At 40.8% G+C, this 14,456-nt stretch carries 11 protein-coding genes; 9 read left to right on the top strand and 2 right to left on the bottom strand.

The features are described 5' to 3' along the window. Positions 1-3: 3 nt before the first annotated feature. From miaA to CWC17_RS04355, 7 genes are all read left to right on the top strand, one after another. Positions 4-921: a tRNA (adenosine(37)-N6)-dimethylallyltransferase MiaA gene (miaA, locus tag CWC17_RS04385; RefSeq protein ID WP_138612184.1), complete on the top strand. Its 918-nt coding sequence runs from the start codon at positions 4-6 to the stop codon at positions 919-921. A gap of 77 nt (positions 922-998) precedes the next feature. Next, positions 999-1,262 carry an RNA chaperone Hfq gene (gene hfq, locus CWC17_RS04380; protein ID WP_004587665.1) on the top strand — a complete coding sequence of 88 codons (264 nt, stop codon included), beginning with the start codon at positions 999-1,001 and terminating at the stop codon, positions 1,260-1,262. A gap of 15 nt (positions 1,263-1,277) precedes the next feature. Further along, complete coding sequence (gene hflX, locus CWC17_RS04375; protein WP_138612174.1) at positions 1,278-2,567, top strand: ribosome rescue GTPase HflX; 1,290 nt, start codon at positions 1,278-1,280, stop codon at positions 2,565-2,567. 100 nt (positions 2,568-2,667) lie between these two features. Then, complete coding sequence (gene hflK, locus CWC17_RS04370; protein WP_138612173.1) at positions 2,668-3,840, top strand: FtsH protease activity modulator HflK; 1,173 nt, start codon at positions 2,668-2,670, stop codon at positions 3,838-3,840. Positions 3,841-3,845: 5 nt separating this feature from the next. After that, positions 3,846-4,724, top strand: a complete 879-nt coding sequence (gene hflC / locus CWC17_RS04365; RefSeq protein WP_004587662.1) for a protease modulator HflC — start codon at positions 3,846-3,848, stop codon at positions 4,722-4,724. Between the two features lie 214 nt (positions 4,725-4,938). Then, on the top strand, positions 4,939-6,252 hold the full coding sequence (locus CWC17_RS04360; RefSeq protein ID WP_055014664.1) for an adenylosuccinate synthase: 1,314 nt from the start codon (positions 4,939-4,941) through the stop codon (positions 6,250-6,252). 110 nt (positions 6,253-6,362) lie between these two features. Continuing rightward, positions 6,363-7,001, top strand: a complete 639-nt coding sequence (locus tag CWC17_RS04355; RefSeq protein ID WP_138540441.1) for a tetratricopeptide repeat protein — start codon at positions 6,363-6,365, stop codon at positions 6,999-7,001. Positions 7,002-7,082: 81 nt separating this feature from the next. Here the strand turns inward: CWC17_RS04355 and CWC17_RS04350 are convergent, their stop codons facing one another. Further along, positions 7,083-8,933, bottom strand: coding sequence for a cation:proton antiporter (locus CWC17_RS04350; protein WP_138612172.1), 1,851 nt, complete (start codon positions 8,931-8,933; stop codon positions 7,083-7,085). 846 nt (positions 8,934-9,779) lie between these two features. On the opposite strand from CWC17_RS04350, the gene proB reads away from it, so the two are divergent. Together proB and CWC17_RS04340 are read left to right on the top strand one after the other, a co-directional pair. Further along, entirely contained in the window at positions 9,780-10,886 is a 1,107-nt protein-coding gene (gene proB, locus CWC17_RS04345; RefSeq protein WP_055014666.1) for a glutamate 5-kinase, read from the top strand. Continuing rightward, entirely contained in the window at positions 10,883-12,130 is a 1,248-nt protein-coding gene (locus CWC17_RS04340; protein WP_138612171.1) for a glutamate-5-semialdehyde dehydrogenase, read from the top strand. The genes proB and CWC17_RS04340 overlap by 4 nt, the downstream gene beginning before the upstream one ends. Positions 12,131-12,174: 44 nt before the next feature. On the opposite strand, the gene CWC17_RS04335 is transcribed toward CWC17_RS04340, so the two are convergent. Next, positions 12,175-14,400 (bottom strand): two-component system response regulator, encoded by a 2,226-nt coding sequence (locus tag CWC17_RS04335; RefSeq protein ID WP_138612170.1) that lies wholly within the window; start codon positions 14,398-14,400, stop codon positions 12,175-12,177. Positions 14,401-14,456: the final 56 nt, after the last annotated feature.

Raw genomic sequence — 14,456 nt, 5'->3', positions numbered from 1 at the left:
GTGTTGAGCAATTTACCGGTCATATTTTTAATGGGCCCAACCGCAGCTGGTAAAACAGCATTGGCAATTTCACTGTGTGAGCACTTAAATACGGAAATAATCAGCGTTGATTCAGCGTTAGTGTATAAAGGTATGGACATAGGTACGGCAAAGCCCGATGCAGAGGAACTTGCGCGTGCTCCGCATCACCTAATAGATTTGCTCGACCCGAGTGAAACTTATTCAGTTGCTGATTTTAGACGTGATGCGATAAAAAAAATTGATGAATTTCATCAACAAGGTAAAGTACCTATGTTGGTGGGCGGCACCATGATGTATTTTAAATCTTTAATTGATGGATTATCGCCACTGCCAGAGGCTTGCCCAATAGTAAGAGCAGAGCTTGAAGCGCAAGCAAAACAATTTGGCTGGCCACACTTACATCAAGAGCTTGCTAAAGTTGATCCGCAAGCGGCCGACAAAATAAGTGAAAATGATTCACAAAGAATAAATCGAGCTTTGGAAGTTTACCGTATTAGTGGTAAAACAATGACGGAATTGCAAAAGCAAAAGCAGCCAGCGTTACCTTATACTTTTCATCAATTTGCGATTGCGCCTGATGATCGCAGTGAATTGCATCAGCGAATTGAAAAAAGGTTTAAAATAATGATAGAGCAGGGGTTTGAAAAAGAAGTTTCGACCCTATATCTACGTAAGGATTTACACCCCAATATGCCTTCTATTCGTTGTGTAGGTTATAGACAAATGTGGGATTACCTTGCGGGTGAAGTAGACCATGATGAGATGGTTTTTCGCGGCATTGCTGCAACGCGTCAATTGGCAAAACGCCAGCTAACGTGGTTACGGAGTTGGCCTGATGTTACGTGGTTAACAACAGGCGATGAAGAAAACTTGCAACGCGTAGTAAGTTCGCTAAGCTAGTAGTAGTTGCTAATTATTTAATTAAATAAGTTCAGCTACTTAAATTATAATAACACCTAGAACGAAGGAACAATAACATGGCAAAAGGCCAATCGTTACAAGACCCATTTTTGAATGCACTACGTCGTGAGCGCATTCCAGTATCAATCTTTTTGGTAAATGGCATAAAATTACAAGGTAAAATTCAGTCATTTGACCAATTTGTTATTTTACTTGAAAACACTGTAAACCAAATGGTGTATAAACACGCAATTTCAACAGTTGTACCTGCTCGTGCAGTCAACTTCCAAGGTGTTCAAGGGAGCGATGACACTGAAGAGCAAGAACCAGGAAATATTTAATTAGGAGCGTAATGCTTGTTTGACCGCTATGAATCCGGCGAACAGGCAGTCTTAGTTCATATCGACTTACCTAAAGATGGCGATCGTGAAGATCTTCATGAATTAGAGTTGTTGGTATCTTCTGCTGGTGTTAGTAGTTTGGCGGTTGTGCAAGGCAGCCGCCAAGCACCACATCCGAAACTATTCGTCGGTACCGGTAAAGCAGAAGAAATAGCTGAGATTGTCAAAATCCACAATGCAGATGTTGTCATCTTTAATCATCAATTAAGTCCGTCTCAAGAACGTAATTTAGAGCGCGTTTGCCAATGTCGTGTACTTGATAGAACAACACTTATTCTTGATATTTTTGCCCAAAGAGCCCGTACCCACGAAGGTAAGCTACAAGTAGAGCTTGCTCAGCTTAGGCATATGTCTACTCGATTAATCCGAGGATGGACTCACCTTGAGCGCCAAAAAGGGGGAATAGGTTTACGAGGTCCAGGCGAAACACAGCTTGAAACCGATAGACGCTTATTGCGCGCGCGCATTAAAAATATTCGTGCCCGATTAGCCAAAGTCGCTGTACAGCGTGAGCAGGGTAGACGTGCGCGTACGCGCAACGAAATTCCTACGGTGTCGCTTGTAGGCTATACCAATGCAGGTAAATCAACCCTGTTTAACCGTATTACTGACTCAGATGTATACGCAGCGGATCAGCTTTTTGCGACGTTGGACCCAACACTACGTAAATTAGATATTGGTGATGTTGGTTCGGTTATTTTGGCCGATACAGTAGGATTTATTCGTCATTTGCCGCATGACTTAGTGGCAGCCTTTAAAGCAACGCTAACAGAAACGCGTGAAGCCGACCTTCAATTACACGTAATTGATGTTGCAGACCCGCGCAGACGTGAAAACATAGAGGAAGTACAATCGGTTTTAAAAGAGATTGAAGCCGATGAAGTACCGCAATTATTAGTTTATAACAAAATTGATGCGCTTGATGATGTAAGCCCACGAATTGATCGGGATGACCAAGGGCAGCCTATAAGAGTATGGTTATCTGCACAAACCGGCGAAGGGTGTGAGCTACTTAGCGAAGCAATAAGTGACCTGCTTGCTAAGAAAATGTTTAGCGATACGTTATTACTTGCTCCTCAATATGGCCGATTAAGAGCGTCTTTATTTAGCTTAAGTGCAGTCCATGAAGAGCGCTTTGATGAGCAAGGTAACTGGTTGTTAGATGTACGTTTACCTATGGTTGAGTGGAACCGATTAATTAAAGAGTTTGGTCCTGAAATTGAAGGTTTTATCAATCGCGATTAAAAATTGGTATATAAATGTCGGTTTTTGTATGAGAAACGCGGTAGATTTGATAGATTTAACACAATTTCCTAATTTATTTAGATAACAATGGAGTATAGCTATGGCCTGGAATGAACCGGGTAATAATGGCAATGACAAAGATCCGTGGAACAATAAAGGCGGACGTGATCAAGGCCCACCTGATTTAGACGAGGTGTTCCGTAAGTTTAGCAACAAGTTAGCCGGCTTATTTGGCGGTAAAAAATCCGGCAATAATAGTGGCGGTGGACTTGGCGGAGCCGGTATTTCATTTATCCTCATTATCGCCGCAATTGTGTGGGCGTTAAGTGGTATTTATACGGTTAAAGAAGCCGAACGTGGTGTGGTATTGCAATTTGGTAAGTATGACCGTATTGCAGAGCCAGGCTTACGCTGGAAAATGACCTTTATTGAAACGGTTATTCCGGTAGATATTGAAGCTGTGCGTTCATTATCTGCATCTGGGTTTATGCTTACTGAAGATGAAAACGTAGTAAGCGTTGAGTTTGAAGTGCAATACCGTGTTATTGACCCGTATCTTTACAAGTTTAGTGTAACCAATGCTGATAATAGCTTAGAAGAGGCGCTTGATAGCGCACTACGTTACGTTGTTGGCCATGCAAAAATGGACCAAGTACTGACTAATGGCCGTGAAGTCGTTCGTCAAAATACGTGGGATGAGCTTAATAAAATCATCGAACCGTATAACTTAGGTTTAATTGTGACCGATGTGAACTTTAAAGATTCGCGTCCGCCGACTGAAGTAAAAGATGCATTTGATGACGCGATTGCCGCACAAGAAGATGAAGAGCGTTTCATCCGTGAAGCCGAAGCTTATGCACGTGAAATTGAACCGCGCGCGCGTGGTCAAGTAACACGTATGACGCAAGAGGCAGAAGGTTATCAAGAACGCATTACACTCGAAGCGCAAGGTGAAGTGGCTCGTTTTGAAAAGCTATTACCTGAATATCAAGCAGCTAAAGAAGTAACGCGTGAACGTTTATACATTGATGCAATGGAAGAAGTGCTAGGTAGTAGCTCTAAAGTCATTGTTGATGTTAAAGGCGGTAACAACATGATGTACTTACCACTTGATAAAATTATGGAAAAGCAAGGCACTGCAACACGTGTAGCTTTACCAAGCTCAAGTGATATTCAAGATTTACGTAACAAAGTAAATACATCACGTAACAGCACTGTGAACAGCGGTAACGACCGTTTTAACAGCGATCGCTTTAACAATAACGGGAGATAAGCGTCATGAAAAACTTTAGTTTAGTCATACTATTAGCTGCCATTGTTATGTCTTTCTCTGCGGTATTTGTAGTACCTGAAGGGCAAAAAGCAATCGTGTTGCTATTTAGCAAGGTTGAAAAAGACAGTGAAGACAAAGCCGTTGTATACAGCCCAGGCCTTCATTTAAAAGTACCATTTTTTAGCCAAGTACGTCGTATTGATGCACGTATTCAAACGCTAGATGGCACACCAGACCGCTTTGTGACAAGCGAGAAAAAAGACTTAATTGTTGATTCGTTTGTTAAATGGCGCGTAAACGACTTTAGCGCATTTTACCTTCGTGCTCGTGGTGATAAGCAATATGCTGAAACACTACTAAAGCAAAAAGTTAATAATGGTCTGCGTACTAACTTTGGTACGCGTACTATTCGCGAGATTGTATCAGGTGAGCGTAGTGAGCTAATGGAAGAGGCATTAGTACAAGCCTCTGAAAGTGCACGCGAGTTAGGTATTGAAGTACTTGACGTGCGTGTTAAGCAAATTAACTTACCACAAGAAGTGAGTAGCTCTATTTACCAACGTATGCGCGCTGAGCGTACTGCTGTTGCAAAAGAGCATCGCTCGGAAGGTCAAGAAAAAGCAGAAACAATTCGTGCTAATGTTGACCGCCGAGTAACGGTAATGCTTGCTGATGCTGAGCGTAATGCGCGCTCAGTACGTGGTCAAGGTGATGCAGAAGCTGCTGCTATTTATGCTAAAGCATACAACAAAGATCCAGAGTTCTTTGGTTTTGTTCGTTCTTTAGAGGCGTATAAAAAGACCTTTAAAGATAAGCAAGACGTGATGGTGCTTTCACCTGACAGCGACTTCTTTAAATATATGAAAGGCGCTGCAGCGCAATAAGCGATGCCTTAATCATTTAAAGCTATAAAGCCCCGCCTATGCGGGGCTTTTTGTTAAGTATAATTTGAAAGTTTAAATGGCTGTTATATATGTGATTATTTAAAAAGTATGATGGCCTAAAAAATACGCGCAGAAAAAATAAGCTGAACAGGGGTGATCTTTACTTTAGTTTTCTGGTAAAATCTCGTCCTAATTTTCTCGAAGTGAATTTACAATGGGTAAAAACGTTGTTGTATTAGGCACCCAATGGGGTGACGAAGGTAAGGGTAAGGTTGTTGATCTCCTTACAGACAAAGCATCTTTAGTAGTTCGATACCAAGGTGGTCACAATGCGGGCCATACTTTAGTTATTGACGGTGAAAAGACAGTTCTACACCTTATTCCATCGGGTGTATTACGTGACAATGTTAAATGTGTGATTGGTAATGGTGTGGTTTTATCACCAGAAGCGCTAATGAAAGAAATTGGCATGTTAGAAGAGCGTGGCGTACCTGTACGTGAGCGTCTTTTAATTAGCGAAGCATGTCCGTTAATTCTGCCTTTCCATGTTGCATTAGATGTAGCTCGCGAAACTGCTCGCGGCGACAAACCAATTGGTACAACAGGCCGTGGTATCGGTCCTGCGTACGAAGATAAAGTAGCCCGTCGCGGCTTACGCGTAGGTGATTTATTCAATCCAGAATTATTTGCAGCTAAACTAAAAGAAGTACTTGAATACCATAACTTCACTTTAGTTAACTACTACAAAGTAGATGCAGTTGATTTCCAAAAGACGTTTGATGATGCAATGGCTGTTGCAGACATCTTAAAAGCAATGGTTGTTGATGTAACTGAGCTTTTAGATCAGACACGTTTAGCGGGTGAACACATTTTATTTGAAGGTGCACAAGGTACATTACTTGATATCGATCACGGTACTTACCCTTATGTAACATCTTCTAATACCACTGCTGGTGGTGTTGCGACTGGTGCTGGCTTTGGTCCATTAAACCTTGATTACGTGCTAGGTATTATTAAAGCGTACACTACACGTGTTGGTTCTGGTCCTTTCCCTACAGAGCTTTACGATGGCCTTGAAAAACAAGATCCAGTAGGTAAGCACTTAGGCGATAAAGGTCATGAGTTTGGCGCGACAACAGGTCGTTTACGCCGTACCGGTTGGTTAGATGCAGTGGCAATGCGCCGTGCAGTTCAAATCAACAGCATCTCAGGTTTTTGTTTAACTAAGTTAGATGTGTTAGATGGTTTAGAAACACTTAAAATCTGTACTGGTTACCAGCTAGAAGATGGCACAGTGACTAATGTAACGCCATTAGCTGCTGAGGGTTACGAGAAAGTAACACCAGTATACGAAGAGATGCCGGGTTGGTCTGAAAATACAGTAGGCGTAACTAGCCTCGAAGACCTACCAAAGGCTGCGATTGACTACATCAAGCGTATCGAAGAAATCACAGGTGTACCTGTTGATATTATCTCTACCGGCCCAGATCGTGTAGAAACAATGGTACTTCGCAACCCGTTTGCTTAATTACCATTAATATAAAAAAAGCTGCTTTTGCAGCTTTTTTTATGCCTAAAATTCACCTTGGAACGATCTTTGTATATTATTTGATAAGTTTTATTTTATACGTGGTAAACATGCGCCTATCTACCTGTAATACTTTATTAGCGTCTTTGCTCGCTCCGTTACTTTTATCTATCAGTAGCAATGTGTTAGCTGAAGAAACACCCGCTGCGGTGCCGCTTTATACCGAGTCGGAGCTAATCGCACTAATAAACAAAAATACACATTTACAGCGTGTGAAGGCAGATGATTGCCAGTTAGTGCAAGATATAGAGGCAAGGGCCAATAAAATGGCACTGCCTTCTTACCAATTTTTATATGGTGATATGCTGGCTTATAACGTGTGTGTTGAACGCAATGTAGAGTTAGGTGTGTACTACATGCGTAAAGCGGCTGAGCAAGGCCTAGCGGCTGCGCTAGAGCAGCTTGGGCGTTATTACGACACTGGCCGCTTAGTACAGCAAGATAAAGCTATGGCCATTACCTATTTGCGGGAGGCTTCAGCTCAAGGGAACCTAAAAGCGCAGCTAAGATTGGTTAAGCTTTTTAATTCAGGCTATGGAAGCCCACGTGACTTTGAAGATGCGTACCGCTGGTTATTTAATACCACGGTAGCAGATAAAGCCACCCATAAAAAAATTGAGCGTGCACTTAAGTTACTAGCGCAAAAAATGCCAGATAGTGTTGTGGCCCGCGCCCGGTTACCCATGTAAGGGCCAAATAATACACACCATTTTTATAAAATAAAAAGCCCTAATGATTAATTAGGGCTTTTGTGTAATAACTATAAGTGGCTAGCTTTCCTCTTTGCCTTTTGATTTAGCTGGGTCTTTTAACACTGACATTTTTGGGGGCTGAAGTGCAAATATACGCTCTCCCTCTTGCGGTGGCTTTTCCATATTACTGGTAAATGGGCGAAGCTTAACTGGCGTATCTTCGTCGTTGTCTTTATCACCTTTTAAAATAAACAGTGGTATCGCTTCAGGGTTCATCTCTTGGTATTTCTCCCAATCAAACTCTTCTGAAATACGTGTAGCGCTTACTTTGCCACCTTTAGCGATAATGCTGCTTAAGCGAGCGTATGAACCATCTTCACCAAACAAAATTTGCCTAGATAGGAATGTTGCACTGTCTTTGTTCGCTTTTGCATGTGAGGTAGATGAGCGCAATGAAAATACATTTTTTTCATTTAATAAATGAGAAAAATATTGTACACCAAGCGCATTATGGTGGCGGTTAGGTGAAAGCGCTAATACCGTTCTTATTGTTGTGAGCGGTAAGTAACGCTCAGCATGCTCTGACTGTGGGTTACCGTAATAACAAGCAAGGCCATCCATACGCGCCATTTTGCAGTTCTCCCATGCGGGGTCTGATAAGTGAACTGGAATACTTTGCTCTTGCAAGCCTTTACCAATAGCGCGCGATACATGGTTTGCACCAATAATCAGAATAGTGTTTGGGGAAGGCTGGCGCACACCTAATAGCTTAGCAACCGGAATAGCGGTTAAGCTTTGGAGCACCACAGTAATAATAATAACAGTGAATATTAACGGCACCATTTTTTCAGCATCAGCTACGCCTGCTTCCATCATGCTTAATGCAAACACCGACCCAACCGCAGCAGCAACTATACCTCTTGGGGCTATCCATGATAGTACCAAGCGTGACTTCATTGGTAAGTCAGTACCAAAAGTAGATATAGCAATACACAATGGACGCGCTATAAATAACACCACGGCTAAAAATATAAATACGTCGCTATCTAACATCATCAAGTCAGAAAGCTGCAGGCGTGCAGCAAGTAAAATAAACAGTGATGATATTAAAATCATCGATAAGTCTTCTTTAAACTCCAATACAGAATCGATTTCTAAATCGTTTTGATTGGCAAGCCAAATACCAAATACGGTAACCGCCAACAACCCTGACTCGTGGCTTAAATGATTAGAGACCGAAAAACTAATAAGTACTAATGCAAGTATGCCAAACTTATGGAGTTCAAAAGGGAGCCATTCACGGCGCATAAGTTGTGTGGTGATCCACCCAGCAACAATACCTATAGACAGCCCAACGCCGACTGTTTTAACAAGTGCAACAATAGTATGGCTAAGTACTTCTCCTTGGCCTACTAGCATAACTGCTTCAAATACAAGTACAGCAAAAAGGGCACCGATTGGGTCAATCACAATGCCTTCCCATCGTAATATCCGATCAATATCTTGAGTTGGGCGCATCGAATTAAGTAAAGGGGCAATTACTGTGGGGCCTGTCACAACAAGTACGGCCCCTAATACAGCAGCAACTCGCCAGTTGAGTTCGAGTAGCCAATAGGCACTTAAGCTTATCACCACACAAGTGGTGATCATGCCAATAGAGCACAGGTTACGAACGACCTTACTTATGCCTTTTAATTCTCTGAAGTGCAAAGTGAGAGCGCCTTCAAATAAAATCACAGCAACACTCAATGACACCACAGGAAATAACAATTCGCCAAGTAAAGCATCTGGGTCTAATACACCACTAAACGGTCCTAGCAATAAACCGGTAAGCAATAAGAACAAGATAGCGGGTACTTTAAATGCCCACGCTACCCATTGGGCAAGCACTGAACAAAGTGCGATACCGGCTATATAAATTGCTGACATAAATTAAGAATTCCTTATTTATCACAATATGAAAAGTATAACTTTTGTTAAATATTAATACAGGGGTATACACGTGAAATGTTTAATTTGCTAATAAAATATTAGCGCTTAATACAAAAATTGTAGGTTAAACTTATTGATTTATTTATAAAAAATGAATAAAAGCGTGAAAATAAATATAAGCGATTGATTTTAAATGACTAATTTATATTGTGCTAGAGCTGGGTACACATTAGAGTGATTTTTAGCCTTGATTTTGTCTATCGAAATATCGTATTATATTTAGAGTTCAAACAATTAGTCATCTAATTATAATTTTCAAGACCGCGTTAAATATTAATACTAACGTCATATTTGGTCTGTGATAATAGTAATGTATGCTGTTATTAGCGTTAAATTAGTAGCTATTGTATTTTTGAATATCTTGGTATGGTTTTTTCAAGCATGTTTATTTAAGTAATTAAGTAAATAAATGTTTGAGTTGAACTATTACTTTCAATGTTTAGCTCCCATCGTGGCGGCTAAATCTCGGTCCTTGAGTCATCACCCTATCTGTTGGTGTATCTGACTTTAGAGGCTCTATGTATGTTGTTAACAAAAAAGCCACACACAGCTTTTTACAGCGATACATAAACAACACTTTTTATCTTTATATTTAATAGGCCTCCATTCATTTTGGTTGGTGCTGTTTCATGTCTTTACAAACCTAAAAGCAATTTTAGGTCGTGTGTTTGCGTGCGTTTAAAAAGTGTATGAAAACCTATTCGAAATTGCGTGCTATTTACGCAATTACCTAATTTTAGTTCACACAGTGTGAATGTAGATAAAATGGAAAGTTGAGATTTTATGCAAAAGTTAAATTGGCGTCGTATTGTTTTAAAAGTTGGTAGTGCATTAATCGCGCCTGATCAAGATGGGTGCCGCTCACGCTATTTATTAACCATTGCGCAATTTATTGTTCGCTGCCGCGCTCGAGGTATTGAGGTGATTTTAGTATCTTCAGGTTCTGTCGCTGCAGGCTCACACTTATTCCCATCTGACATTCCACGTTCAGTTGTCATGAAAAAAGCGATGGCAGCGGCAGGGCAAACCGAAATGATGGCTATGTGGGATCGCTTTTTTGACTTTCCGTCAGCGCAATTATTATTAACGCACGGTGACTTACGTGACCGTGAACGCTATGAAAGTATTCGTGAAACTATTTTTACCTTGCTAGAGCATGGTGTTCTACCCATTATTAATGAAAATGATGCTGTAACAACCGATGACTTAAAAGTGGGCGACAACGATAACTTATCAGCCATGGTCGCAGCGGCTGCAGATGCCGACGCATTAATGATTTTTTCAGATGTTGACGGGCTATATGACAAAAACCCAAATTTACATGAAGACGCAGTTTTACTGCCTGAAATAAAATCAATTGATGAGTCTATTTACGCTATGGCAGGATGTGCTACTAGCGCAGTGGGCACCGGTGGCATGAAGACCAAAATCGAAGCTGCAGAGAAAGCGACTTCTCACGGTATTGCTACATACATTATCAATGGTTTTAAAGAAGAGACCTTTAATAGGTTGTTGGATGGAGATAACCCCGGTAGTGTCTTTCTTCCTTATGAAAAACCAATGCAAGAAGCTGTGCACTGGATGACGCATACAGCGAATGAGCAAGGTGAAGTAGTTGTAGATGGCTCGTTTGATGAGTCTCTTGAAGGTGAAAACGGTTGCATACGTGGCGACGAAATAATGGAAGTGCATGGTGAGTTTGCCATTGGCGACACCATTTTAGTAAGAAGTGAAGATGGCACACGTTTAGCAAAAGCCACCGCAAATTATAGTAGTTGCTTGTTAAGCTTTATTGCAGATAACGAGCAAAGTGAATTTAGTGAAAAAATGCAGGATTCTATTGGTCCTGTTATTTCAGAAAAAGATATCGCATTATTGGAGAAGTCATGAGTTTGATTACGGATATTTCACGCCAGGCAGCAAAAGCTGCAAACATACTTGCTTTACTCGACACCGAGACCAAAAACCAAGTGTTAACCGAAATGGCGGCAGCACTGCGCGCAGAAAAAGCATTTATAATTAAAGAAAACGAAAGTGATTTGAGCGCAGCGCGCGATAACAACTTAGCCGCTTCAATGATTGACCGCCTAACGCTTAACGAAGAGCGTATTGAAGCCATGGCTGAAGGTATTGAAGTTATCGTAAGTTTAGATGATCCCGTCGGTCAGTTACGCGATATAACAGAGCGCCCAAATGGAATTAAAATTCGTAAAATGCGTGTGCCATTAGGTGTTGTATGCATGATTTACGAAGCGCGCCCTAACGTAACTGCGGATGCAGGGGCATTGTGTTTTAAATCGGGTAACGGTGTTATTTTACGCGGTGGTAAAGAAGCCCTTAAAAGCTCACAAGCCATTGCGAGCGTAATGCATGGAGTACTTGAAAAACATAACTTACCTAAAGCGCTGATCTCAGTTATTCCTGACCCAGACCGTGCTTTGCTTATGGAGCTAATGCAGCAACGTGACACCATAGACTTAATCATTCCACGTGGTGGCGAAGGGTTAATTAATTTTGTAACTGAAAACAGTACTATTCCAGTTATTCAGCACTTTAAAGGTGTGTGTCATTTATACGTAGATAAAGACGCCGACCTAGAGGTGGCGCTTAACTTACTATTAAACGGTAAAACACAGCGTACAGGCGTATGTAATGCGCTTGAAGGGCTTGTGGTTCATCAAGACGTCGCAGACGAATTTTTAAATTTATGTGCCGTTGTATTGCGCCAAGAAGGCGTGAAAATTAATGCAGATGAGCAAGCGGCAAAATATTTCGATAATGCAACAGTTCTCGCCGACAACGAATTTGGTGAAGAATACTTAGATTTAGAAATTGCTATTCGTGTAGTGCCAAGTTTTAGTGCTGCTGTGGATCATATTGCACAGTTTGGTTCAAACCACACTGAGGTTATTTGTACTAAAAACGACACCGCGGCTGAGCTTTTCCAGCGCAGTGTTGATGCATCGGTAGTGATGGTAAATGCTTCATCGCGTTTTTCAGATGGTTCGCAATTGGGTTTAGGTGCCGAAATTGGTATAGCTACAACTAAGCTACATGCTTATGGCCCTATGGGTCTTGAGTCACTTACCACTGAAAAGTATTTAGTTAATGGTGAAGGCCAAGTGCGTGATTAACCACAATTAAAGAAAAAAACGCCGATTGTTAAATCGGCGTTTTTTTATGCATTTTGTACAGTGTGACTTAGTTTCTCTAACCAATCTTTTAATGGTTCAGGTCGATGCAGATGGTACCCTTGTAAGATAACTTCCGGATACTCTTGTAATAAGTCAAAGTGCGATTGATTCTCGACCCCCTCCGCAACGACTTCTAACTGAAATAACCTGCCAAGGCTTACAATCATATCAATAATTAATTTATCGTTGTTATCAGTGGGGGCTTCGAGTACAAATGAGCGATCTATTTTAAGTTCATGAATGGGTAGCTGCTTTAAATACGTTAAACTTGAGTAGCCAGTACCAAAGTCATCTATCGATACGCGTACGCCCAGCCTTTTAAGGCAGTGTACAGCTTCAATGGCGGCTTCCATGTGATTTAGTAGCGTCCCTTCTATAATTTCTATAGTGAGTTGCTGAGGATTAATATCAACACGTTTAATTTGCTCGCTTATAAAGTTTAAAAAACGCGCTTCATGAAAGTGCCGGCCGCTTATATTAACCGAAATATTTAAACTTGGATGGTTATATTTAAGCTTGGTAAGTAAGTTAAGCGCATGGGTAGTAACCCAGCAATCCAGCTCAAAAATAACATCTGATTCTTCGGCTATTGATATAAATTCACAGGGGCTTATAAACCCTTTTTGAGGGTGTTCCCAGCGCAACAGAACTTCAGCGCCTTTTAATGTTTGCTTGCTATCAAATTGTGACTGTAAAAATATAGATAGCTCATTTTGAGGGATGGCTTTTCTTAAATCTTGCTCAATCTCAAAGCGTCGTTTAGCTTGCTCACCAAATGTGGTATCAAAAAATGTAACTCTGTTTCCGCCTTTTTCTTTGGCTTTATAACAGGCAGCTTCACAATTTCTGATAGTTTCAATCGCACTTTCCCAAACATCGTCACGTGGGAAAATATAAGTGCCTATACTAATTGTTAAGCTCACTTCTTGCCCATCAACGTCAAAAGGGCGGTTAACTGCGTGTAAAAGCTCTTGTGCTTTGCTCTCTGCTATTGATTGCGCACGTGTGCGTCCAACACCTTTATCTACACTACATAAGGCTGCAAATTCATCACTGCCTAAGCGTGCAATAATATCTTTTTTATCTAAACTGGCATGAATACGCTGAGCAAGCTCCTTTAAAATATTATCTCCTGCTAAAAGCCCTAAACCATCATTAATGGAGTGAAAGCTGTCGATATCGATAATATAAATATAGGCACACGTTTTATCGTTACTGCAATCTTGTAACTGTTGCTCTAATTGTTTCAAAAAGCCATTACGATTAGGTAGCTTAGTAAGCTCATCGTGCCACGTTAAATAATCTATTCGTTCCTGTGTTACTTTCACGCTGGAGATATCACTAAATACACCGATGTAATGTATATTGGTGTCTTGTTCGCTTTTAACCATACTAAGTGTTAAAAGCTCAGGGTAGAGCTCCCCATTTTTTCGTCGTGTTACAAGCTCGCCGCTCCAGTAACCTGCTTCGTTTGCGTGTTTCCAAACTTCATCAAAGCTAATACTTGGGTGGTTATTTTGCTTAATATCTTTTAAGTCCATTTCCAGTGATTCAGCTTCGCAATAGCCTGTAATTCTACAAAAAGATGGATTAACAGCAATAATCTTCCCTTCGCTATTAGTGATAACAACACCATCGGCCGTACTAGTAAGGGCTTGATAAAATAATTTTTGTTTAGATGATAGTTGCTTAAGCTCTTCTTCACGCTGACTTAACTCTTTTGCAAGGGCCTCTATTTCTAATAATTTATCGTGCAAATCAAAGTTTTTTTCTATAAGTCTGTCTAACATGCCTTGCGCAGTAATGTGTGTGCGTATACGTGCTCTAACCAAAGCTAACTTATAAGGCTTATGGATATAGTCAATAGCTCCCATGGCAAAGCCTTTCTCTTCAGATTCTTCTTCTGTAAGAGCGGTAACAAAAATGATAGGGATGCCTTTGGTATTTTGCTTTGCCTTAAGTATTTTACATACTTCATAACCGTCCATGCCCGGCATCATAATATCGAGTAAAATTAAATCAGGGCGGGTTGACTCTATAAATACAAGCGCTTGCTCACCGCTTGTTGAAATGCGTACATCATAGTCTGCAAGTAGGCCTTCCACTAGTACATGTAGGTTGCTAGGTTCATCATCAACTATGAGAATCAAAGGTTTTCGCTGTTGATTTACTACCGGTTTATTATTGCTAGCAAGAAAGGTTGAATGCACACTAAATCCTTATTCTTTAATTACTCATTAAAGTTAGTTTATAGTTGCCATAATTG

It is taken from the genome of Pseudoalteromonas sp. S3785 (genome assembly GCF_005887365.1).
Lineage (GTDB): Bacteria > Pseudomonadota > Gammaproteobacteria > Enterobacterales > Alteromonadaceae > Pseudoalteromonas.
Note: the sequence above shows the minus strand (reverse complement) of the source record. Positions and strands in the feature narration are given on the sequence as shown.

What these genes read in the sequence shown, in the direction of transcription:
- hfq (WP_004587665.1), top strand. Translation starts at nt 999, where the DNA reads ATGGCAAAAGGCCAATCGTTACAAGACCCATTTTTGAATGCACTACGT.
- hflK (WP_138612173.1), top strand. Translation starts at nt 2,668, where the DNA reads ATGGCCTGGAATGAACCGGGTAATAATGGCAATGACAAAGATCCGTGG.
- hflC (WP_004587662.1), top strand. Translation starts at nt 3,846, where the DNA reads ATGAAAAACTTTAGTTTAGTCATACTATTAGCTGCCATTGTTATGTCT.
- CWC17_RS04360 (WP_055014664.1), top strand. Translation starts at nt 4,939, where the DNA reads ATGGGTAAAAACGTTGTTGTATTAGGCACCCAATGGGGTGACGAAGGT.
- CWC17_RS04355 (WP_138540441.1), top strand. Translation starts at nt 6,363, where the DNA reads ATGCGCCTATCTACCTGTAATACTTTATTAGCGTCTTTGCTCGCTCCG.
- CWC17_RS04350 (WP_138612172.1), bottom strand. Translation starts at nt 8,933, where the DNA reads ATGTCAGCAATTTATATAGCCGGTATCGCACTTTGTTCAGTGCTTGCC.
- proB (WP_055014666.1), top strand. Translation starts at nt 9,780, where the DNA reads ATGCAAAAGTTAAATTGGCGTCGTATTGTTTTAAAAGTTGGTAGTGCA.
- CWC17_RS04340 (WP_138612171.1), top strand. Translation starts at nt 10,883, where the DNA reads ATGAGTTTGATTACGGATATTTCACGCCAGGCAGCAAAAGCTGCAAAC.